The following is a 22,539-nucleotide window of genomic DNA, read 5'->3' as shown; positions in this document are numbered from 1 at the left end:
ACCATCCCGAGCCATCCCGCATTGCGGAAGCTATTCCAATTCTGTAATTGCTTCCTCTATTACTCCAGTTTAGCGTCGCGACAAGCGCTTCGGAACGGTTTCATGTCATCGCTCACATTGTCCAATCTCACGGCGTCCTATGGGCAAACGCCTGTCCTGATGCGGGTTTCCGCGGAATTCGCGCCCGGCCGGCTGACGGTGCTCGCGGGACCGAACGGTTGCGGCAAATCGACCCTTCTCAAGGCGGTCATGGGTTTCCTGCCGAAAATGCAGGGAGACATCATCCTGGACGGACAGCCCATCGGGCAAATCGGCCGGCGCAGGCTGGCAAGACGCATCGCCTATCTGCCGCAGGAGAGCTTCTGCCCGGACTACATGACGCTGGGGGAACTTGTCGAGCTTGCCGGCTATTCCCGCTACGCGCTCGTCGGCGGCCCGTCCGATCGCGACCGGCAGCTTTTCCGCGAGGCCCTGGAGACGGTCGGCCTGGCGGACAAGGCCCATCTTCAGGTGAACACGCTTTCGGGCGGGCAGCGCCAGCGCGCCTGGATCGCCATGGTGCTCGCGCAGGACACCGACATCATCCTGATGGACGAACCGGTCAATCATCTCGACGTCAAGTATCAATACGCCGTTCTCGGCCTGGTGCGTGCACTGGTGCGGCAACACGGCAAGACGGTGATCATGGTGCTGCACGATCTCAACCTCGCCGCGACCTTCGCCGACGATATCGTTCTGATGAATGCCGGTCATATCCTGGCAACCGGACCGGTCAGCGCGACCATTACGAGCGAGAATATCGCCCGGGTTTTCGACCTCGACGCAGACATCTTCCCGCACGACGGCCGGCTTGTCTGCCTGCCCCGTCTTGCCCCTTCCGCATCGGCCTCGGCATGAGACGCCGCGCCCTTCTCCCGGCTGTGCTGTCGCTGCTGCTCCTGGCTGCGCTGGGATTGCACCTCTTCCTCGGCCGTGACGCGCCTCCCGTCACCGAGGCGCTGACGGCGCTGTCGCGCGGAGAAGCCGGGAGCTACGACCAGTCGGTCGTCCTCTTCCAACGTCTGCCGCGCGCGCTGATCGCGATCTATGCCGGCGCGATGACGGCAGCTGCCGGCTGCGTTCTCCAGGGGCTGGTGCGCAATCCGCTTGCCTCTCCATCAACCCTCGGCATCAATTCCGGTGCGGCGCTTGCCGTCATCGCCGGGGTCTTCCTGCTCGATCTCGGTCTTGAGGCGCAGGGATTCGCCGCCCTCGTCGGTGCCGTCGGCGGTTTCCTTGCAAGCCTTGCCGTCACGCGGCTGGCGGGCAGAAACAACGACCCGCGCGGCCTGTCCCTCATCCTGTCGGGCGCGCTCGTGTCGATGCTTCTGGTCGGCACGACCAATGCGCTCATGCTGTCCGATCCCATGCGGCGCGCCGATTTCCTCAGCTGGGTCAGCGGCAACGTCAATCACGTCTACATCGACCGGCTATACGCCTTCTGGTGGATCGGCGTCCTTTGCCTGCTCATCCTCGGCGCGCTTTCCCGCGCCCTGACGCTCATCCTGCTCGGCGCGGAAAAGGCCGCATCCGCCGGGGTCAATGTCAGGCCGGTCTCGACGCTTGCCCTTGCCGCCGCCGTCGTCGGCGCGGGTTCGGCGGTCGCGATCTGCGGCCCTATCGGCTTCATCGGCCTCGTCGTGCCACATCTTGTCCGGCCGTTCGCCGGCGCGAATGTCGCCCTCGCCCTTCCCTGCTGCCTGCTGTCGGGGGCGGGCATCTGCCTTCTTGCCGATTTCGGCGCGCGAGAGGCTTTCCATCCCTATGTGCTGCACACGGGACTGGTCATGGACCTTCTTGGCGGGCTCGCCTTTGCGATGATCGTCAAGCGCTTCTATCTGTCGCCTGCCGTGAGAGACCAGGCATGAGATCCGCGCGGGCCATCGACGGCAGGCGGGTGCTGCGCTTTTCCTGCGGGCTGGAAATCCGTGTCGGCAATCTCGCCGCCGCCGCGGCCCTGCTTGCCGGGGCGATCCTTCTGGCCCTCGTCTCGCTGGGCTCCGGGATAACGGAGACGGGCTTCCGCGAGTTTCTGCGAATCTTGGCGGGAGAGCCGGCTTCTGCCGATCAGGCCTATGCGCTCTGGACGGTTCGGCTGCCCCGCATCGTCATGGGTTTCATGGCGGGATGGGCCGTGGCGCTCGCCGGCGCCATGCTGCAGTCCATCACCCGCAATCCGCTTGCCGATCCGGGTCTCCTCGGCCTCAGCCAGGGCTCGATGACGACCATCATGCTGCTGCTGGTCTTCGTTCCGGCCGCACCGAAGGTTGCCGTCGCGCTGGCCGCCCTTGCAGGCGGGCTTGCCGTCGCGCTCTTGCTTCTTTGGCTGGTGGGTGGCGAACGGGCGAGCGGGCTCGCCATCCTGCTGATGGGCATCGCCGTCGAGACCGTTCTTTCCTCGGTCGGGTCCCTCCTCCTGCTCTATACCCCGCCGGAGACCTCGCTTGCCCTTGCCGACTGGATGGCGGGATCGCTTTTCCAGGCGAACTGGAACGCAATCGCGACCTTTGCCCCGCTGTTCTGCGCCAGCTTGCTCGGCCTCTTCCTGCTTGGGCGCGCCACAAGCGCTTACGACCTCGGAAACGAGTTCGCGATGGCCCTTGGCGAACCGGTACGCCGGTCGCGTCCGCTTCTCCTGATCTTCGCGGTCCTTCTGTCGGCGTCAGCGGTGACGGCCGTCGGGCCGCTCACCTTCCTTGGCGTGCTCGCGCCGCAGCTCGCGGGTTTCCTGTCCCCTGCGACCGGGCGCGCCCGGCTCTTCCTCGCGGCGCTCACCGGGGGGATCCTGGTGGTTGCGGCCGACACGCTCGCTCGCTCGGTTGTTCGAGACCTGCCTCTTCCGATCGGCCTCGGCCTCACGCTGATCGGCGTTCCGCTTTTCATCCTCGCGCTGCGCCTTCAGGCGCTTCGCCGATCGCAGCTCCATTGAAAGGTTCGCCATGCGCTTTCCCACCCTCCTCGCCGCAATCCTCGCAGCAAGCTCGGCCCTGGCTGCGGACCGGACGGTCACGGACGATACGGGACGTTCGGTTGCGATTCCCGAGCAGCCTGCCCGCGTCGTCGTCATGCACGAGCCGCTGCTCGGCCTTCCGCTGATGGAACTCGGCGTCGACGTCGTCGGCAGCTACGGCCGCAAGGACGACGGCAGCTTCATCACCCCGGTGGATTTCGTGGACACGGTCTTCGGACCTGGCCGCGTAAAGCCGCGCGGCATCGGGCCCGTCGGGCAGATCGACCTCGAAAAGCTCCGGGCACTCGCGCCCGACCTCATCGTCGGCATGGAACTCGATGTCGAGAAGGTCGAGCAGCTTTCCACCGTGGCTCCGGTCTATCTGCAGAATGTCAGCACCGGCAAGGCGCACGGTTTCAGCGTGGAGGAAGAACTCGCGAACGTCGTCGGACGAAAGGAAGCGTTCGCCGCGCGCCGATCCGCCTATGCCGCCCGGCTGGCGGCCGTTCGCAAGGCCCTGCCGGACGATGGAAAGCAGAAGACCTATCTAGCCGTGTTTCTGACCGACCAGCTCAATGCCCTCGGGAACATGTCCGGCGCGGTGCAGGCCCTCGAGGACCTCGGCTACACCCGCCTGTCGCTGGCTGCGGAAAATGCGCCGGCCGGCCAGGGTGGCTCCATGCTGCTCGTGCCACTCGGCGCGGAGGCGTTCGGGCGCCTCAATCCCGATCTCCTGGTCCTGATGAATACCTATATGGGCGACGCGCGCGACGCACAGGGGACAAAGGCCGCGCTGGAGCGCATCGTTCCGGGCTGGGAAAGGTTCCTGGCTCCGGCGAAGGAAGGACGTGTCCTCTATCTCGATTCCGCCAAGGTGGCGATGCCGACCATCGCGAGCGCCGAACACACGCTCGATGCAGTGGAAGCCTGGCTCAAGCGGTAGACGGAAAGATCGACGGGAGAACGGGCGGGCCGGCTCCGGCTCGCCCGTTCCTGTTTCCAATCAGAACTTCACCCTGAGCCCGACGCCGTATTCACGCGGCTCCAGCATGGAGGCGACGATGCCGCCGGCCGTGCGATCGTCATACTTCCAGGTCGGCGCGCGCTCGTCGAATATGTTGTCGACATAGGCGTAGAGCTGCCAGTTCTCCTGCGGCTTGTAGGTCAGGCGGGCGTTGGCGACCGTGTAGGAATCCACCCAATAGGCGGGATAGTTCTCATCCGTTGAATAATAACCATCCGTATGCCGGACATCGGCGCTCAAGGTGACGTTTTCCGTGACGTCCCAGTCCACGCCGAGGCTCAACGTATAGCTCGGCGCCTTACCGAACTCGTTGCCCTCGAAGGCGGTGCCAGCCGGATTCGTGAAGCGGCTGAGTTCCGTGTGCAGCAAACCGACCCCGGCGCGAATGCGCAGATTGTCGAGCGCCTCGTAGTCCGCGCTGACTTCCAGACCATAGGATTCCGCCTTGTCCGCATTGAGGACGATGCTGCCGAAGAGAACGCCGTTGAGATAGTCGGGCACGACGCGCTGCGAATTCTTGTGCCGCGTGTAGAAGGCGTTCGCGTTCACCGTCAGGCGGTCATCCAGCGTGCGGATGCGGGTGAACAGCTCATAGTTCCAGAGCGTCTCGGGCTTGAAGGCATAATACTGCCCCGTCACGAAGCTGAGCCCTGCGCCACCGGGATTGTAACCCCGGTTGACAAGGGCGCCGACCGTGACATCCGGCGTGATGTCATAGGCGAGCGAGATCTTCGGCAGCAGGGCATCGAAGCTTTCGTCGAAATCGAGGGCCTGGGTGCTGAAGCTGGAGGTGCCGGATCGCTGGACCCGGTCGTACTGGTAGCGCAGGCCGCCGGTCAGGGACCACTGTTCCGCAAAGCGCCATGTCGCCTCGGAGAAGAGGCCAAGGCTGTCCTTGGTGTCGTCGAAATGGGATACGCCGCGCGTATAAAGCAGGTCTTCCGACGTGACGTGATTATAATAGATGCCGGCGACGCCACTGATGACGTCGTCTTCGCTGCCGAAGTTGATCCGCGTTTCGTTCGAGACGTCCTTGTAGTCCATCGTCGCGCCGCCGTTGGCGAAGGGCTCGGCGACGCGCTTGGTATGGCCGTCCGAATACTGGAACTGATTGCTCAGCTTGATGCCGTTCCCGAAATCATAGCTGAGGTCATGGATGCCGGTCCATGTGCGCGCCTCATAGGTCGGCATCGACAGGGTCGCGCTGTTCAGGTCGTCATAGGGAAGGGACGCGGCCTCCGATGTCGGCCGGTTCGACCGCATGTGCGCTATCGTCAGCTTGGATTCGAGCCCCGGGATTTCCGCAGGCTGCCAGAGCAGCTTGAAGCGCCCGCTGAAGGCCTCGAAATCCGTATCGGTGGCGCCCTTGTTGTAAAGGGCATTGATATAGTCGATGAAGGTATCCCGGCCGCTGTAATCCAGCGAAAGTCGAGCCGCCAGCTCGTCCTCGATGATCGGACCCGACACGGCCACGGACGCCCGCTTGTTGTTGCCGCTGCCGTATTCAAGCTGCGCGGCGGCTTCGGGTGTGAAGGTCGGATCCTTTGTATTCACGATGATCGCGCCGGCGATGCTGTTTGCACCCTGCGTCGTCGTCTGCGGGCCGCGGAAGACCTCGATATTCTCGACATCCCAGACGCTCGTCGTTCCAAACACGGTTTCCCAGAAACCGAGATTGTGACCATCGAGATTGATCCTCGCACGCGGCACCGTACCACCGAAGAACGCACCCGAGCCGAAGTTGGACCCCTGTCCGTCCATCCCGCGGATGACCGGCGCACTGACCGTGTCATGATAAAGGACGTTCGGCGTGTCGCGCAGGAAATCGTCCACATGCGCGGCCTGGACTTTTTCTTCTATGTCTTCCGCCGTGATCACCACGACGGAGCTTGCCGTGCGCTGAATGCTGCGCGTGACCTTTTCGCCCGTCACGACGATCGCCTGCAGTTCCGTCGCGCCGGAACTTTCCGCGGCATCCTGCGCCAGGGCCTGCGTTTCCACCAACGCGCAAAGCGCAGCCGCGCTCACGCCGTTCATCAGCCTGCAATATCTGCTCAGTTTCATCCCCGAACCCCAAACTTGACTACATAAGTCAAGTTCCACATTACAGAATGAATTCCACAATTCAACAGCCGGGCACCGACAATATCCACGCCGCGCGAAACCGGCCCACCCTGTTGCCCGCGCGCAACGGCATGCCGCGGCTTCGCTGTCGTGGTTGATGAAACGGGGAACGGCCTCTATCGTGCGGCCGCACGGAGAGCCGCAGCCTGCGGCTGCTAGACTGGCGCAGCTATCGCGCCGAAAGGAACGACTTGCCCCAAAGCTCCTCTTCCGGCACTGCCGACGGGACACCAGCGGGAAAACGATCGGGAACCATTCAGTCCATCTCCATCGCTGCGCGCTTTCTCAATGCGCTCGCCAGCGCCGCCGGCCCCCTTTCGCTGAGCCTGCTTGCCCGAGAGACCGGCACCGGATTGTCGACTGCCCACCGCTACATGCAAAGCCTCATCAAGGAAGGACTTGCCGCGCAGGATCCGGCGACCGGACTTTATGATCTCGGTTCGACGGCGCTCAACATGGGCGTCAGCGCCCTGAAGCGGATCGAGCCGGTCGAGATCGCCGCGCGCCATATGAAGGAGCTGGCGCGCAAGCACGCGGTCAGCGGCGGGGTCGCGATCTGGACCGATCGCGGCCCGGTGCTGGTCCGCTGGTATCGCAGCGCGGATTTCTCGATCAGCTCGCTCGGGCTGGGCGATGTCCTTCCCATCGACAACACCGCCTGCGGGCTGATGTTTCAGGCGTTCCTTCCTCAGGAAATGATCAGGAAGGCCCGGCACCTGCAGCCTTCGCATTTCAGGGGCGCGGCGGCGAAAAAGGAACAGCTGGCCGCCATCCGCGCCGCCAATTGGGCCGAACTGACCAGCCACCTGCTTTCCGGCGTGACGGGGCAGGCAGCACCGGTCTTCGACGCGCAGAACGAACTCGTATGCGTCATGACGACCGTCACGGACCTCGGCCAGTTGCGCGCGCCGGAAGACCGCGACGCCCTCCTGCACGCCGCGCAATCCGCCAACAAGGAGACGAACGGCGGATAGCGGCGCGGGCTCGGATCGACCGTGTCCCCCAAGCGCCAGGCTTGGTGGGCGCGCGTCTGAACAGGCCACCGGATTTGCAAAGGCTTGCTCCGGCGACGGCGGCGCAGCGTCTGCCAGCAACCGCCTTCAGGAGAAGGCACCGGAATGGGAAAAACGGCACAGCCGTTGGATTCCAGCTGCAAATCCCGGTGAAACTCAGCGAGCAGGAACTGGAGCGGGTAGCGGGAATCGAACCCGCGCGTTCAGCTTGGGAAGCTGACAGGCTACCATTACATCATACCCGCAAGGCAGCGCGACGGCGCAGTCATTCAACAGTTCGCCGGGCGTGTCAAGCGAAGGCGCGGAGAAGCGCCGTCAATCCGTCCGATTTCCTTCTGGACGGCGATGCACCCCGGGGCGATCCGCGCCGGGTGCGGCGGGCCATGGCAGGACAGGGCGCGATGACCGCCCTCGGCTTCACGAAGGGCGATCTTTTTCTTCAGTCCTTTGCCAGCCGGTCGTCCGAGCGTTCGATCAGCTTGGGCATGATGAGGGTCTGCAGCGCCTCGGGTGCTTCGCCCTCCATGCGGCGCAGGATGTAGCTGCCGAGCAACTCGCTCGGCTCGTGGATAGGCAGGAAATAGGTGGTGATCGGCGGGGCGAAGTACTGGCTGACATTGAGGTCGTCGGTCGCGTTGATGACGGCATCTCGCCCGTGCACGAGGCCGCGGGCATGGAAGCCCGAGAAGGCGCCGAGCGCCGAGGCTTCGTTGGCGCAGATATAGGCGGTCGGCGGGTCCGGCAGGTCCGACATGAGGAGCACGTTCTCGCGGCCGAAGGCCGGGGTCAGGTGGCCATGCGCGACGAGGGCGGGGTCGAAGGCAAGCCCGGCCGTTTCGAGGGCGCGGCGGTAGGCGTCGAGGCGCGTGATGGCGTAGCTGAGCTGGGCCATCGGATTGATGAGCGCGATGCGGCGGTGGCCGCGCTCGGCAAGGCGCGCCACCGAATGGCGGATCATCTGCTCGTTGTCGGCATCGACATAGGCATGGGGGGCATTGTGGATCGTCGTGCCATAGGTGACGAAGGGAAAATCCGCGTCCTGCATGATGCGCACGCGCGGATCGTCCGCCCGCGTGCCCGAGACGATGATGCCGTCGGCCTTCTTCAGCGAGACGATCTGCCGGATGGTCGCAAGGCTTTCCTCGAAATTGCGCACGGCATAGAGCGAGACGCGGTAGGGGCTTTCCTCCAGCGCCCAGGAGATGCCGCTGAGAAGCTGGGCGTATTCCACGCCTTCCCACTCGTTCTGCTTGGGGCCGGGCGCGGTCATGATGGCGGCGACCTGGTAGGTCTTTCCGGTGCGCAGCTGCACGCCATGCATGTTGAGCTGGTAGCCGACGCGCTCGGCGGCGGCGACGACGATGGCGCGGGTTTCCGGGCGCACCTGCGGGCTGTCGTTCAGCGCCTTCGATACGGTGGCGATCGAAAGCCCGGTTTCCTGCGCGATGGTCTTGATCGTCGGTCTGTGCATCGCGTCTCGGCTCGCTACGGCTGGTCCTGGCTGAGGGAGGCGGCGAGGAGCATATAGGCGGCGGATGTCCAGGCGAAAGCCCGGTCCCGCAAGCCCCTCCCCGACCGGGCATCGAAGTTCTCGGCCATACCGTTTTTGGCGGCAAGAGAACAGAACTTTTCCGCGATCGTCCTGGCAAGCTCCATTTCCCCCTGCCGGCGAAGGCCATCCCAGAGGAGCAGTGTCGTCGGCGCCCAGATCGGCCCGCGCCAATAGCCGTCATCCTCGTAGAGCGGGCTTTGCGGGCTTTCCGTCGCGGGACCCCATTCGGTGATGAAGCCGCCGTCCGTTAGCCGGGCAACGAGTTTTTGCACCATGGCGCGCGGCAGGCGGTCACCCAGAAGGAGCGGCATGAACTGGATGAGGTTCCGGTCGGGCAATATGCGCGCCGGGTCGTCGGCAAGCCGGGCACAAAACGTTTCGCCCGTCCACAGGAGTTCGACCAGCAGGTTTTGCAGGTCCTCCGCCTTTGCCCGCCATTCGGCGGCACGGACAGGATCGTCCTCCAGAAGGGTGGCGAGCGTGTCGCAGGCGAGGATCAGGAAGGTCGGAAGGTCGGGCGAGACGACGGGGCCGCCCTCGGCGAAGAAGGTGGCGTTGTCCCAGCCGCTGTCGTTGCCGTGGAAATAGCCCGGCAGTGTTTTATCATCGGCGCGGGCGTGGGTGAGCCAGTAGTCGACCTGCCTGCCGATTTTTTCGCAGAGATAGGTCTTGCGGTCGGGCGTCAGGAATCCGGGATGATCGGCCTCGATCAGCGAGACGGCCCAGCCGTGCACCGGCGGTTTGGTGAAGGCGAAGAGCACGTCGCGGTCGTTGATATAGTCCGGCAAGAGGCCGGAGGCGTCCTGGTGATCGAAGATGACGGCGAGCTGGTCGAAGGCGAGGTCCGCATCGACGCAGGCGACACCGAGGGCGGAAAAGGCATTGTCCCAGCTCCAGATGTTGATCATGTGGTTCTTGGACATGTAGATCGCCGGGCGCGTCAGCGCGCCGCCGGCCGGAACGCCATTCGCCCAGAGCAGATAGCTGGCAAGGCGCTGCGCCTCCTCCTGCCCGGCAAGGGCCTTTGGCATGCGCGCGTGCCAGGCGGAAAAATCCGCCGATACGCCCGCCAGCGCATCGGCGTAGTGGCCCGGATGCACCGCGGACGGCACCGTGCGGAAGAAATCGACGCTGGCCTCGAAGGTCTTGCCGGAAAAGGCGAAGCTGACCTTTTCCGAATGGTCCCGCTGCCATGCACCGGTGACGTCGAGCGTGCCGGCAACGGTGCGCGGGATGAACTTGACGTTTTCGACGGCTGCGACGAGGCACTGTTCGCCCTGCGGCGTGCGGTAGACGTAGTCGTAGCGCGAGCCTTCCAGGTGGAAGCGCACACCGGCCTCCCGGCCGCGCAGATGGAGGCACTCGCTCTCGCCGATGGCAAAGGCGATTTCGCCCCTGCCGATGCGGGCGATGAGCTGTTCCGGCGCAAGCTCGAAGGCGGGTGTCGCCCGGTTGCCGGCTTCGTCGAGAAATTCCACGCGACAGAGCCGGCCGAGCGAGGGACGCTCGTCGCCGCCGGCGACGAAGCGGAGACAAAGGGCGCGTATCCCCTCCCCGCCCGGCACCGTCATCATCGACAGGGTGAGAAAGCGGCCCCGCCTGCTGAACGGGACATGGTCGATGTCGAACAGCATCATCATCCCTTGACCGAGGAGCCGACGGCACCGTCCATGATGTAGCGCTGCGCCAGGAAGAACAGCGCCAGCGGCGGCAGGCAGAGCACGACGGTGATCGCGGCGATCGACGTTACGTCCACCTCATGCAGGCCCTTGAACATGGAGAGGCCGAGGGTGAGCGTGTACATGGACTGGTCGTTGAGGAAGATCAGCGGGCCGAGATAGTCGTTCCAGGCATTCATGAAATGGAAGGTGCCGACCAGCACCAGCGCCGGCATCATCAGCGGCAGGTGGATGCGCCAGTAGATGTCGAAGGCGTTCGCCCCGTCCATGCGCGCGGCCTCGTCGATCTCGACCGGCACCGTCATGATGTACTGGCGCAGCAGGAAGACGAAGAAGGCGTCGGCGAAATAGGCGGGCACGATGAGCGGCTTCAGCGTGTTGATCCAGCCGAGCAGGTTGAACTCCATGTAGAGCGGAATCATCTTCACGTCCCACGGGATCATCATGGTGGCGAGCAGCAGGATGAACAGCGGATCGCGGCCGGGAAAGCGGAAGCGGGCGAAGCCGTAGGCGACGAGAGACGAGGAGATGAGCTGGCCGATGGTCGAGAAGACCACGACGATCAGCGAATTTGTCAGGTAGGTGCCGAAGGGCTGCTTGTTCCAGGCGATGGCGAAGTTTTCGAAGTGCCATTCGGAGGGCCAGAAGACCGGCGGGAACTGGTAGAGGTCGGCCTGGCTTTTGATGGCCGTCATGAAGGTCCAGTAGAAGGGCGCGATGAAGAGCGCCGAGAGCAGGACGAGGGCGGAATAGAGCAGCGTCTTACGCATTGCGGTCGCCTCCCTTCACCTCGCCCTCGTAATAGACCCAGGCGGAGGACCAGCGCATGACGAGCAGGCTCAGCATCAGCACGATGAGGAACATCACCCAGGAGCCGGCGGCGGCATAGCCCATGTCGAAATACTTGAAGGCGTTGTCGTAGATGTACATGGCGAAGAAATAGGTGGAGCCGAGTGGGCCGCCCTTGGTCATCAGGAGGGCGATCGTCAGTTGCTGGAAGGCGGCGATGATCGAGGTGATGAAGGTGAAGAGCAGCATGGGGCCGAGCATCGGCAGGGTGATGAACAGCATCTGCGCCCAGCCCGGCACGCCGGAGACGGTCGCCGCCTCGTAGAGTTCCGTCGGGATGGCCTTGAGGCCCGTCAGCAGGATCAGCATGGTTCCGCCGAAGCCCCAGAGGCTGGCGATGATGATGGCGACGATGGCAAGGCCGGGATCGCCGAGCCAGTTCGGCCCGTCCACGCCGACGAGCGACAGCATGAAGTTCAGGAGGCCGTATTCGCGGCTGTAGATCCAGCTCCAGATCGTCACCAGCGCGACGCCGGAAATGACGCTCGGCAGATAGAAGGCCGTGCGGAAGAAGCCGCTGGCAAAGGTCGCGTGATGCAGCATCAGCGCGATGAGGAAGGACATGACGATGTTGAAGGGCACGTAGATCGCGGCGAATTTCACCGTGATCCAGAGGCTTTCCCAGAACTGCGGATCTTCGAGCAGCATCGTGCGGTAATTGTCGAAGCCGATGAAGGTGCGCTCGCCGACGACCGGCCAGTCATGAAAGCTCATGGTGAGCGAGAAGAGCAGCGGGCCGAGGGTGAAGAACAGGAAACCCAGGATCCACGGGGAGATGAAGAGATAGGCCGTCATGTGGCGCGAAAAGGCGGATCGCCGTTTCTGCACGACCGCGGGCGCGGTGGCTGCGATGGTCACGTTTCACTCCCCCAAGACTTCGCCTGGAACGAAAAGGGTGGCTTGCCCCTCCTCCTCGGCGGGGAGAAGGGGGACAGCGGCAAGGCCGCCTATTTCAGGAAACGTTGCGAGCGCTTCACGGCATCGTCGAGATGCGCCTTGGCATTGCCCTGGTCGATCATCGTCGCCTCGATGGCGCGGGCGAGATTGTCCTGCACCTTGCCCCAGTTCCGGTTCTTCAGGAATGCATGGGTCTCGATATCGGAGGTCGCGAGGATGTCGAAGAACGGCTTGTAGACCGGGTCGCTGGTCATGCCCTTCTCCTCCGCAACGCTGGTGCGGACCGGAAGGTCGTTGGTGCGCATGGCGACCGCCTCCGGCGAGGAGAAGAACTTGACGAATTCCCAGGCAAGGTCCGGCTGCTTGGCATCCTTGGCGATCGACATGGCCGAAACGCCGAGCGCCGAATGGGCCGGCTTGTCGCCGAACTTCGGCAGCGGCGCGACGCCGTAGCCAAAGCCCGCGGCATCGATGCCCGCCTTCGACCACATAGCGCTCTGGAACATGGCGATCTTGCCGCCCTTGAAGAGCGCATCGCCGGACGTGTCATCGCCGAGATGCAGCGTGGCGGCCTCTTCCTTCCTGGCCATGTCGCCGAACATGTCGAGGACCTCCGCGGCCGCATCGCTGTTCATGTAGCCGTCGATCGTCTTGCCGTCGTCGGAGATGTATTTCGTGCCGTTCGACCAGAGGAACTGCTCGAAATCATAGGGGTCCGGCTTGGCATCGACCGCAAAGCCGTAGACCTTGTTGTCCTTGTCGCGGAATTTCGCGGCCTTGGCACGCAGGTCGTCCCAGGTCCAGCCCTCCTTCGGCTCCTCCACACCCGCGGCCTTGAACATGTCCTTGTTGTAGAACACGACCTGGGTGGTGAAGCCCGACGGCATGCCGTAGGTCTTGCCCTCGACGCGCGTCGTGTTCATCAGGCCTTGCGGAATATCATCCGGCTTGATCTCGGCAGCGTCCCTGGCGATCAGGTCATCGAGCGGCATCAGCGACGTGTAGTATTGCGGGAAGTTCCACATATACATGACATCGGGCGGGCTGCCCGCGCCGAAGGCGGCGACGAGCTTCTGGTCGTAGCCGTCGGCATAGGGCTCGACCTGCACCTTCACGCCCGGATGCTTCTCCTCGAATTTCTTCGCGATCGCCTGCTGGATGGCGAGGCTCTCGTCGGAATCCCAGGTGGCAAAGCGCAGCACTTCTTCGGCGCGCGCCGAGACGCTGCCCGCCAGCAGGAAGGCGGCCAGCGAACCGGCGATGACTGTCGTGTTCTTCCTCATTCCCATTTCCTCCTTTGACGGGTCAGGCGACCCGCTTGCCCTTCTCGTTGACGATGAGCGCCTCGGTCTCCGCATCGAGGCGGCGGCGCACCGCCCGGCCTTCCGCGTCGAACAGGTAGCAATGCGGCGCGGGCAGCCTCAGATGGACCGTCTCGCCATTCGCGACCGGATGCGTGCCGCGCACCACCGCCGTCATGTCGCGGCCATCCTCGAGGCTGAGATGGACATGGCTTTCCGTACCGAGCCGTTCGACGAGGCGGACAATGCCTGTCAGTTCCCCTTCGCCGGGCGGGACGATCTCGATCCTGTCCGGCCGGATGCCGAGGGTGACCTTGCCGTCAATCATGGGCGCGGCTTCCGCCTCGAAGACGACCGATCGTTTCAGGCCACCGCCCGACAGCGTGATGTGGGTGCCTTCCTGCGCCGCGACCTCCGCCTCCACGAAATTCATGCGCGGCGAACCGATGAAGCCGGCGACGAAGAGGTTGGCGGGCTGATAGAACAGCTCCAGCGGAGTGCCGAACTGGCTGACCTTGCCCTTGTCGAGCACGACCACGCGGTCGGAGAGCGTCATCGCCTCGACCTGGTCGTGCGTCACGTAGATCATGGTCGCGCCGAGGCGGGCGTGCAGGGCGGCAAGCTCGACGCGCATGGTGACGCGCAGGCCCGCGTCGAGGTTCGACAGCGGCTCGTCGAGCAGGAAGAGTTTCGGCTCGCGCACGATGGCGCGGCCGATGGCGACGCGCTGGCGCTGGCCGCCCGAGAGCTGGCGCGGCTTGCGGGCAAGCAATTCCTTGATGCGCAGGATGTCCGCGGCGCTTTCGACACGGCGGTCGATCTCGTCGCGCTTCATGCCGTTCAGCGCCAGGCCGAAGGAGAGGTTCTTGCGCACGTTCATGTGCGGGTAGAGCGCATAGTTCTGGAAGACCATGGCGATGTCGCGCCTGGCGGAAGGCACATGGGTGATGTCGCGGTCGCCGAGGCGGATGGCGCCGCCGTCCAGTTCCTCCAGGCCGGCGATGGAGCGCAGCAGCGTGCTCTTGCCGCAGCCGGAAGGGCCGAGGAAGCAGACGAATTCACCATCGGCGATATCGAGGTCGATGCCTTTCAGCACCTCCAGAGCGCCAAAACCCTTGCGGAGATTCTCGATGCGGATCGATGCCAACGACGTCCTCCCTGTCGGCGAAACGTCCGGGCTCTCAGCCCTTGTTAAACGTTTATATCATAATAAAAACGTTTAACTTCATTTGTAAAGCGGAAAATGAACAGGGAACCGGTCGCGATGCAGCCGCCGCACGCCCTTGCGGGAGCGGTGTCATCCGGCGCGGAAATGTTTCGACAGCTTCAGGCCCTGTGCCTGATAGTTGGAGCCAAGGCCGGAGCCGTAGAGACCCTCGGGTGCGGCGAGCATGTGCTCGTAGACGAGGCGGCCGACGATCTGGCCGTGCTCGAGGATGAAGGGCACCTCGTGGCTGCGCACCTCCAGGACGGCGCGGCTGCCGGAGCCGCCGGCCGGGGCATGGCCGAAGCCGGGATCGAAAAAGCCGGCATAGTGCACGCGGAACTCGCCGACGAGCGGATCGAAGGGCGTCATCTCGGCGGCATAGAGCGGCGGGACGTGCACGGCCTCGCGGGAGACGAGGATATAGAACTCGTCGGGATCGAGGATCAGTTCGTTGCGGCCGCGGCTGAACAGCGGCTCCCAGAAATCGAAGATGTCGTGCTGGTTCTTGCGGTCGACATCGACGACGGAGGTGTGGTGCTTGCCGCGATAGCCGATCAGCCCGTCCGGGCCGGTGCCCTTGAGGTCGATGGAAAGCGCGATGCCGCCGCCGGAGACGTTCGGCGTCTCGCTGGCGACGAGCGTATCCGTGCCGTGGAGGGCGAGCAGTTCGCCTTCGCCGAGCAGGGCATTGCCCTTGCGGAAACGGATTTGCGACAGGCGCGAGCCGCGGCGCACGACGATCGGGAAGGTGCGCGGCGAGATTTCGAGATAGAGCGGGCCGGAATAGCCGGCGGGGATCTTGTCGAACTCCTGCGCACGATCGGTGATGACGCGGGTGAAGATATCCAGGCGGCCGGTGGAGCTCTTCGGGTTGGCCGACGCCGCCAGCTCCGCCGGCAGGTCCAGGCTCTCCATCAGCGGCACGATGTAGACGCAGCCCGTCTCCAGCACCGCGCCCTGCGTGAGGTCGATGACGTGCAGCTGCAGGCGGTCGAGCTTGTCGGCAACGAGGTGGGACGGCCCCGGAAGGAAGCTTGCCCGCACACGGAAGGCTTTCGCACCGAGCCGCAGGTCGAGGCTCGCCGGCTGGATCTGGTCGTCATCCAGCACCGTCTCGCTCGCCAGCCTGCCGCTGTCGAACAGGCCGCGAATGGCGTTGTCCGCCAGAATGCCCGTGCTGCGTGTCGCAGAACCACCCATCGTCACACCGTCCCGTCAGAGCAGCGGGCCGGATGGTCCGGCCGTCTGCTTTTCGTATCGCTTCTTCCGAAAACCGATGCCCACGTTTCGGAACAATACCCGGAAGGCCCGCACAAAACCAAAAGCCGCCAATTGACGCAAGCGCGGGGGCGCAGTATTAGCAGATTATCCCGTGGTGATTTGGCCGGCCGGCTTGCAGCCACGTAAAACAAGTAGCTAAAAAGGCCGGGTTCGAAACCGGCCTGCTTTTGCGGCCGGTTTTTTTGTTTGAAGGCGACGATCACATGAGCAAGTCCTGGCGCCCCGCCACCCAACTCGTTCACGGCGGAACCACCCGCTCCCAGCACGGCGAAACCGCCGAAGCTATCTTCCTGACGCAAGGCTTCGTCTACGACACCTCGGCGGCGGCCGAAGCCCGCTTCAAGGGCGAGACGGATGGCTTCATCTATGCCCGCTACGGCAGCCCGACCAACGACATGTTCGAAAAGCGCATGTGCATGCTGGAAGGCGCCGAGGATGCGCGCGCCACCGCATCCGGCATGGCCGCCGTCTCCGCCGCGATCCTCTGCCAGCTCAAGGCCGGCGACCATATCGTCGCCGCCCGCGCGCTCTTCGGCTCCTGCCGCTGGGTGGTCGAGACGCTCGCGCCGAAATACGGCATCGAATGCACGCTGATCGACGGCCGCGACCTCTCCAACTGGGAAAAAGCGATCCGGAAGAACACCAAGGTCTTCTTCCTCGAAAGCCCGACAAACCCGACGCTGGAAGTGGTCGACATCGCCGGCGTCGCACGCCTCGCCAACCAGATCGGCGCCAAGGTCGTCGTCGACAACGTCTTCGCGACGCCGCTCTTCCAGAAGCCGCTGGAGCTCGGCGCGCATGTCGTCGTCTATTCGGCCACCAAGCATATCGACGGCCAGGGCCGCTGCCTCGGCGGCGTGGTGCTGTCGGACAAGGCGTGGATCGACGAGAACCTGCACGACTATTTCCGCCACACGGGCCCGGCCATGTCGCCATTCAACGCCTGGACGCTGCTGAAGGGCATCGAGACGCTGCCGCTGCGCGTCAAGCAGCAGACGGAGAATGCCAGCCGCATCGCGGACTTCCTCGCCGACCGGACGGAGGTCGCCCGCGTGATCTATCCGGGTCGCAAGGACCATCCGCAGGCCGATATCATCGCCAAGCAGATGTCGGGCGGCTCGACGCTCGTCTGCTTCGAGCTGAAGGGCGGCAAGGATGCGGCTTTTGCGCTGCAGGATGCGCTTGAGGTCGTGAAGATCTCCAACAATCTCGGCGATGCCAAGAGCCTCATCACCCATCCGGCAACGACGACGCACAAGAACCTGACGGACGAGGCACGCGCCGAGCTCGGCATTTCGGCCGGCACCGTACGCTTTTCGGCCGGCATCGAGGACAGCGAAGACCTCATCGAGGATTTTGCCCGCGCGCTCTCCAGGATCAAGGCCTGAGCCCTTCGCCCCATCGCTGGACAAATGCGGAAGCACCGGCCGAGGAGGCCGGTGCTTTCTTTGCTTATCCTTGACGAAACCACATTCGTGTAGAATAGCAGAAGCTAATCAGTTCAAGGCTTGCCCATGTATCGTGCGCTGACCCGCGACATCGAAGTGACCGTAGAGCCGTACTATCTGGCCGACCAGTCCGATCCCGACGACAGCCGCTATGTGTGGGGATACCGGGTGGTCATCGCGAACCATTCCGACGTCGCCGTGCGGCTGATGACACGCTACTGGCACATTACCGACCAGAACGGCCAGGTCGACGAGGTGAACGGCCATGGCGTGATCGGCGAACAGCCGGTGCTGCGTCCCGGCGACACCTACGAATATTCCTCCGGCTGCCCGCTCGAAACACCCTCGGGCATCATGTTCGGCCGCTATCGCATGGAAGCGGAAAACGGCGAGGCGTTCGATGTGGCGATACCGGCCTTTTCGCTGGATACGCCGGGGCAGGCGCGCACGCTGAACTAGGCGCGGAGAAGATCGCCCCTCATCCGGCCTGCCGGCCACCTTCTCCCCGCAGGCGGGGAGAAGGGACCAAGCCGCTTTGTTTTCCTGAAATCACGACTGTGAATAAAGGATGAAACTTCGCATCCTTCCCTTCTCCCCGCTTGCGGGGAGAAGGTGGCGGCAGCCGGATGAGGGGCGAGCGTCCCTACTGCGGCAGGACTTCCGCCGCCTCGAAGCGGTAGGTCGTCGAGCAGAACTCGCAGGTGACCGCGATCTCGCCCTTGTCGTCCGCCGTGTGCGCGATCTCCTCCGCGCTGAGACCGGAAAGAACGCCCTTCAGCTTCTCGCGCGAACAGGAGCAGCGGTCGAAGACCTGCTGCGGCTGGTAGACGCGCACGCCCCGCTCGTGGAAGAGGCGGAACAGGAGCCGTTCGGTGCCGACATTGGGATCCGTCAGCTCGTCGGCGTCGATCGTCTCGACCATGGCTTTGGCTTCGGCCCAATTGTCGTCATCGGCGATCTTGTGGCCGGCTTCCTCGCCGTCGCCGCCCGGAAGGTCCGCTTGGCGCATGCGTTCCGGCGCCTGCGGCAGGAACTGCGCGACCATGCCGCCCGCACGCCAGCGATGGCGCGCCTTGCCGGCGGCATCGCGGTCGTAGAGTTCGGCGACGCCGAGGCGCACCTTGGTCGGGATCTGCTCCGACTGGCGGAAATAGACGCCGGCGATCTCTTCCAGCGTATGACCGTCGAGCGGCACGATGCCCTGGTAGCGCTGGGTATGGGCGCCCTGGTCGATGGTGAAGGCGAGGATGCCCTTGCCCAGAAGCTCGTGCGGCTCCGTCGCGCCGGCCGCAATCGCGGCGTCGAGCGCGGCCTGGTCGAAGCGGGCATAGGCGCGCACGTTCTCCGGCGCGGCGAAATCGGCCACCAGCAGATCGACGGGGCCGTCGCCCTTGGTCTGGACGATCAGCTTGCCCTCGAACTTCAGCGAGGTGCCGAGCAGTACGGTCAGCGTGATCGCCTCGGCGAGCAGCCGGGCGACGGGCGCGGGATAGTCGTGCCGGCCGAGAATGCCGTCGAGCATCGGGCCGAGCTGCACGGCGCGGCCGCGCACGTCGAGACCCTCCACCTGGAACGGCAGGACATGATCATCGCCGGCAAAGCCGGGTTCGCCGAGTTTCAGGGCATTTTCCGCCATCATCATCATTCTGCTCCTTGCACGCTTCGGCGCCGCCGAGGCCATGGGCCCGGCCTGCTTCCGACAGGCGTTCTACCGTGATACCGCGCTCGCTCCTACCCGATCATTCCATACCGGACGGGCATGCGCCAGAGAAAGCGCCTTGCGGCGCCCGGACTGCTGATAACGTCCGCAAACCTCTCCTCCGTCACGGTCGGGTCTGACCCGACCATCCACGGCCGCGGGTGCCGTGTGGATCCCCGGGTCAAGCCCGAGGATGACGACAGAGAGTGGGCGATGCTTATCAGCAAACCAGGCGCCTCGCGGCGCTCCGTGATGGCCCCTAGATCGTGTTGCCGGGGGCGCTTTTCAAGGTCGGCGTCAGACGACGCCGAAGCACCAGGCGAGGATCGACTTCTGCGCGTGGAGACGGTTCTCCGCCTCGTCGAAGACCACGGATTGCGGGCCGTCGATCACCTCGTCGGTCACTTCCTCGCCGCGGTGGGCGGGCAGGCAGTGCATGAAGAGCGCATCCTTGTTAGCGCGCGCCATCAGCTGCTCGTTGACCTGGTAGGGCTGGAAGATGTTGTGGCCGCGGGCGCGGTGCTCCTGGTTCATCGAGACCCAGCAGTCCGTGACGATGAGATCGACACCGTCGACGATCGCCTCCGGATCATGCCCGAGCAAGATGTCGCCGCCGTTGTCGCGCGCCCAGTTCAGGATCTTGTCGTCGGGCTCCGAGCCCATCGGCACGGCCATCTTCATCTTGTAGCCGAAGCGGGCGGACCCCTCGACGAAGGAATGCAGCACGTTGTTGCCGTCGCCCGTCCAGGCGAAGGTCTTGCCCCTGGTGGAACCGCGATGCTCCTCGAAGGTCATGATGTCGGCCATGATCTGGCAGGGATGCGTCAGGTCGGTCAGCGCGTTGATGACGGGCACGGTGGCGTGCTCGGCAAGCTCCAGCAGGCGGGCATGGTCCGTCGTGCGGATCATGATGGCATCGACATAGCGCGAGAGGACCTTGGCCGTGTCGCCGATCGTCTCGGCGCGGCCGAGCTGCATCTCCGTGCCCGACAGGAACAGCGTCTCGCCGCCGAGCTGGCGCATGCCGACGTCGAAGGAGACGCGCGTGCGGGTGGAGGGCTTCTCGAAGATCATCGCGAGCATCTTGCCGGCGAGCGGCTTGGCTTCGGTGCCGGCCTTGCTGGCGGCCTTGCGCGTGTGCGCATCGTCCATGATGACGCGGAGATCGCTTTCCGAAACGGCGGAAAGGTCGAGAAAATGCTTGGCCATGATATGTCCTGTCTGTCCGTTCGCTGCTTACGCGGCCTTGGCGGCCGTCAGCTTTTCCGCCGCCCGCTCGATGCGGGCAAGCCCCTCGCGCGCCTCTTCGGCGGTCACGGTCAATGGCGGCAGCAGCCGCAGCACGTTGTCGCCCGCCGGCACGGCCAGCAGGTTTTCCGCCCGCACGCCCTTCAGCAGGTCGGCGACCGGGATCTTCGCCTTGATGCCGAGCATCAGGCCCTCGCCGCGAATGTCCTCGATGACGTCGGGGAAACGGTCCTTCAGCGCGGCCAGCCCCTGGCGGAAGACGAGCGCGACGTCGCGCACATGCTCGAGGAAACCGTCTTCCAGCACCACGTCGAGCACGGCATTGCCGACGGCCATCGCGAGCGGGTTGCCGCCATAGGTGGAGCCGTGCGTGCCGGCGACCATGCCGGCCGCCGCCTCGTTCGTGGCAAGGCAGGCGCCGAGCGGGAAGCCGCCGCCGATGCCCTTGGCGATCGCCATGATGTCGGGCGTCACCCCTGCCCATTCATGGGCGAAGAGGCGCCCCGTGCGGCCGACACCGGTCTGCACCTCATCCAGGATGAGCAGCAGGCCGTATTCATCGCAGAGCTGGCGCAGCTCCTGCATGAACTCCTTCGACACCGGGCGCAGCCCGCCCTCGCCCTGCACCGGCTCGATCAGGATGCCCGCCGTTTCCTCGGTGATCGCATCCTTGACGGCCGCGATATCGCCGAAGGGAACCTTGAGGAAGCCCGGCGCCTTGGGGCCGAAGCCCTCGATATACTTCTCCTGACCGCCGGCGGCGATCGTCGCGATCGTGCGGCCGTGGAAGGCGCCTTCGAAGGTGATGATGTGGTACTTGCCGGCATGGCCCTTGGCGAAATGGTAGCGCCGCGCCGTCTTGATCGCACATTCCAGCGCCTCGGCGCCCGAATTGGTGAAGAACACCTTGTCGGCGAAGGTTGCCTCCGTCAGCCGGCGGCCAAGGCTTTCCTGGCCCGGAACCTCGTAGAGGTTCGACAGGTGCCAGACCTTGTCGGCCTGGTCCTTCAGCGCGGCGACGAGATGGGGATGTGCATGGCCCAGCGAATTGACGGCGACGCCGGCGGCAAAATCGAGATATCGCTCGCCATCCTCGGTGATCAGCCACACGCCCTCCCCGCGCGTGAACCTGAGCGGCGCACGCATATAGGTTTCATAGAGCGGCGCGACATCGGCCATGCACGGATCCTCCGAAAAGAGATGCGGAAAAACAGGAATGCGGCTTGACTTTTCCGGGCTTCAGAAAAACCAAAAGCCGCCTTTCGGCGGCATGCCGCACTATCGGCATTTCCCATTGGGATGTCAACAAAATCGCGCCCGAAATGGCGCTGAACATCCCGCAAGGTGAGGATTCGCGGCACGCACGGAAGGTGTCTCTATCGAGTCACACCCGACCAGCAAGTTGGGGAAAACTCCGAAATCGATTCGCCCGGATTCCGGCGACTCTTGTCACAGAGTCCACCGGTCTCTAGGTTAAAGACCAATTACTAGACTGCATGCGGCGGAACTAGTCACCAAAAGAGTTAGGGCGTTCAGGTTCCGGACCCGTCCGGAACACGACGAGGGATTCCCGCATCCTGGGCGCCGAGCGGAGACGAAAACATGAACTGGACAGACGAGCGCGTCGAGAAACTCAAGAAACTCTGGAGCGAGGGCTTGAGCGCGAGCCAGATCGCGGCGCAGCTCGGCGGCGTCAGCCGCAACGCAGTCATCGGCAAGGTGCACCGGCTGAACCTGCCCGGCCGCGCCAAGGCCGGCGGCACGCAGGCCGCGGCACGCCCGAAGCGCCCGGCCCCGGCGACGCCGCGCCCGTCGAACTTCGCGGCCCGTCCGGTCACCACCCGTGCCGTCGCCCGCCCGGCCGGCAACACCATCCCCAAGGAAGAGATCGATTTCGAGACGCAGGCCGAGCAGCTCCCGGTTCCGGCCAACGGCAACAACGTGGTCGTGCCGATGTCGCGCCGGCTGGAGCTGACCCAGCTCACCGAACGCACCTGCAAATGGCCGATCGGCGACCCGCTCAACGACGACTTCCACTTCTGCGGCAACGAGTCCCCGGACAACTCGCCCTACTGCACCTACCACCAGCGCCTCGCCTACCAGCCCTCGGCCGAGCGCCGGCGGATGCGGTAACGTTTCCCACGGCAGGACATGCGATGCGGGCCCGAAAGGGTCCGTTTTCGTTTGCGGCGCAGGATAGCCCCTCATCCGCCGGCCCCGCACAAACG

The 22,539-nt window shown here is 64.5% G+C and carries 19 protein-coding genes, 1 tRNA gene and 1 riboswitch; of the genes, 8 read left to right on the top strand and 12 right to left on the bottom strand.

Annotation, left to right across the window (positions count from 1 at the left end; all coding sequences use genetic code 11):
* Positions 1 to 102 precede the first annotated feature (102 nt).
* Genes AABF56_RS21355 through AABF56_RS21340 form a run of 4 tightly spaced genes read left to right on the top strand, consistent with a single transcriptional unit; the run spans position 103 to position 3,932 of the window.
* A complete protein-coding gene (locus AABF56_RS21355; protein WP_272804280.1) occupies positions 103 to 897 on the top strand; it encodes an ABC transporter ATP-binding protein in 795 nt (264 codons plus the stop codon).
* A complete protein-coding gene (locus AABF56_RS21350) occupies positions 894 to 1,907 on the top strand; it encodes a FecCD family ABC transporter permease (RefSeq protein WP_272804279.1) in 1,014 nt (337 codons plus the stop codon). Before AABF56_RS21355 ends, AABF56_RS21350 begins: the two co-directional genes overlap by 4 nt.
* Positions 1,904 to 2,968: a FecCD family ABC transporter permease gene (locus tag AABF56_RS21345; RefSeq protein WP_272804278.1), complete on the top strand. Its 1,065-nt coding sequence runs from the start codon at positions 1,904 to 1,906 to the stop codon at positions 2,966 to 2,968. The genes AABF56_RS21350 and AABF56_RS21345 overlap by 4 nt, the downstream gene beginning before the upstream one ends.
* A gap of 10 nt (positions 2,969 to 2,978) precedes the next feature.
* On the top strand, positions 2,979 to 3,932 hold the full coding sequence (locus tag AABF56_RS21340) for an ABC transporter substrate-binding protein (RefSeq protein ID WP_272804277.1): 954 nt from the start codon (positions 2,979 to 2,981) through the stop codon (positions 3,930 to 3,932).
* 60 nt (positions 3,933 to 3,992) lie between these two features.
* On the opposite strand, the gene AABF56_RS21335 is transcribed toward AABF56_RS21340, so the two are convergent.
* The gene (locus AABF56_RS21335; RefSeq protein ID WP_272804276.1) at positions 3,993 to 6,077 is read right to left on the bottom strand and encodes a TonB-dependent receptor; all 2,085 of its coding nucleotides are present in this window, start codon (positions 6,075 to 6,077) and stop codon (positions 3,993 to 3,995) included.
* 251 nt (positions 6,078 to 6,328) lie between these two features.
* Here AABF56_RS21335 and AABF56_RS21330 point away from each other — a divergent pair, with 251 nt between their 5' ends.
* Complete coding sequence (locus tag AABF56_RS21330; protein ID WP_272804275.1) at positions 6,329 to 7,111, top strand: IclR family transcriptional regulator; 783 nt, start codon at positions 6,329 to 6,331, stop codon at positions 7,109 to 7,111.
* Between the two features lie 210 nt (positions 7,112 to 7,321).
* Here the strand turns inward: AABF56_RS21330 and AABF56_RS21325 are convergent.
* The 8 genes from AABF56_RS21325 to AABF56_RS21290 all read right to left on the bottom strand — a co-directional run bounded on the left by AABF56_RS21325 (position 7,322) and on the right by AABF56_RS21290 (position 15,835).
* Positions 7,322 to 7,395, bottom strand: a tRNA-Gly gene (locus AABF56_RS21325).
* A gap of 194 nt (positions 7,396 to 7,589) precedes the next feature.
* On the bottom strand, positions 7,590 to 8,621 hold the full coding sequence (locus AABF56_RS21320) for a LacI family DNA-binding transcriptional regulator (protein ID WP_244767344.1): 1,032 nt from the start codon (positions 8,619 to 8,621) through the stop codon (positions 7,590 to 7,592).
* 14 nt (positions 8,622 to 8,635) lie between these two features.
* Positions 8,636 to 10,336 carry an amylo-alpha-1,6-glucosidase gene (locus AABF56_RS21315; protein WP_272807391.1) on the bottom strand — a complete coding sequence of 567 codons (1,701 nt, stop codon included), beginning with the start codon at positions 10,334 to 10,336 and terminating at the stop codon, positions 8,636 to 8,638.
* Between the two features lie 2 nt (positions 10,337 to 10,338).
* On the bottom strand, positions 10,339 to 11,151 hold the full coding sequence (locus AABF56_RS21310) for a carbohydrate ABC transporter permease (protein ID WP_272804274.1): 813 nt from the start codon (positions 11,149 to 11,151) through the stop codon (positions 10,339 to 10,341).
* Positions 11,144 to 12,025, bottom strand: a complete 882-nt coding sequence (locus AABF56_RS21305) for a carbohydrate ABC transporter permease (RefSeq protein WP_336314394.1) — start codon at positions 12,023 to 12,025, stop codon at positions 11,144 to 11,146. The genes AABF56_RS21310 and AABF56_RS21305 overlap by 8 nt, the downstream gene beginning before the upstream one ends.
* Before the next feature lie 152 nt (positions 12,026 to 12,177).
* Entirely contained in the window at positions 12,178 to 13,410 is a 1,233-nt protein-coding gene (locus AABF56_RS21300; RefSeq protein WP_272804272.1) for an ABC transporter substrate-binding protein, read from the bottom strand.
* A gap of 22 nt (positions 13,411 to 13,432) precedes the next feature.
* Entirely contained in the window at positions 13,433 to 14,575 is a 1,143-nt protein-coding gene (locus AABF56_RS21295) for an ABC transporter ATP-binding protein (protein WP_272804271.1), read from the bottom strand.
* Between the two features lie 150 nt (positions 14,576 to 14,725).
* A complete protein-coding gene (locus AABF56_RS21290) occupies positions 14,726 to 15,835 on the bottom strand; it encodes a 2'-deoxycytidine 5'-triphosphate deaminase (protein WP_244767338.1) in 1,110 nt (369 codons plus the stop codon).
* A gap of 162 nt (positions 15,836 to 15,997) precedes the next feature.
* Positions 15,998 to 16,076: riboswitch (SAM riboswitch) on the top strand.
* A gap of 43 nt (positions 16,077 to 16,119) precedes the next feature.
* Here AABF56_RS21290 and AABF56_RS21285 point away from each other — a divergent pair.
* Complete coding sequence (locus AABF56_RS21285; RefSeq protein ID WP_272804270.1) at positions 16,120 to 17,304, top strand: O-succinylhomoserine sulfhydrylase; 1,185 nt, start codon at positions 16,120 to 16,122, stop codon at positions 17,302 to 17,304.
* A gap of 126 nt (positions 17,305 to 17,430) precedes the next feature.
* Positions 17,431 to 17,823, top strand: coding sequence for a Co2+/Mg2+ efflux protein ApaG (gene apaG / locus AABF56_RS21280; RefSeq protein WP_244767336.1), 393 nt, complete (start codon positions 17,431 to 17,433; stop codon positions 17,821 to 17,823).
* 184 nt (positions 17,824 to 18,007) lie between these two features.
* On the opposite strand, the gene AABF56_RS21275 is transcribed toward apaG, so the two are convergent.
* The 3 genes from AABF56_RS21275 to AABF56_RS21265 form a co-directional block, all read right to left on the bottom strand.
* Positions 18,008 to 19,000, bottom strand: a complete 993-nt coding sequence (locus tag AABF56_RS21275) for an Hsp33 family molecular chaperone (protein WP_244767621.1) — start codon at positions 18,998 to 19,000, stop codon at positions 18,008 to 18,010.
* Positions 19,001 to 19,360: 360 nt separating this feature from the next.
* Positions 19,361 to 20,272 (bottom strand): ornithine carbamoyltransferase, encoded by a 912-nt coding sequence (gene argF / locus AABF56_RS21270; protein ID WP_272804269.1) that lies wholly within the window; start codon positions 20,270 to 20,272, stop codon positions 19,361 to 19,363.
* Positions 20,273 to 20,299: 27 nt separating this feature from the next.
* Positions 20,300 to 21,490, bottom strand: coding sequence for an aspartate aminotransferase family protein (locus AABF56_RS21265; protein WP_244767334.1), 1,191 nt, complete (start codon positions 21,488 to 21,490; stop codon positions 20,300 to 20,302).
* Between the two features lie 423 nt (positions 21,491 to 21,913).
* On the opposite strand from AABF56_RS21265, the gene AABF56_RS21260 reads away from it, so the two are divergent.
* Positions 21,914 to 22,444 (top strand): GcrA family cell cycle regulator, encoded by a 531-nt coding sequence (locus AABF56_RS21260; protein WP_244767333.1) that lies wholly within the window; start codon positions 21,914 to 21,916, stop codon positions 22,442 to 22,444.
* Positions 22,445 to 22,539: the final 95 nt, after the last annotated feature.

The sequence above is a fragment of the Shinella sp. WSC3-e genome (assembly GCF_945994535.1).
Classification (GTDB): domain Bacteria; phylum Pseudomonadota; class Alphaproteobacteria; order Rhizobiales; family Rhizobiaceae; genus Shinella; species Shinella yambaruensis.
Note: the sequence above shows the minus strand (reverse complement) of the source record. Positions and strands in the feature narration are given on the sequence as shown.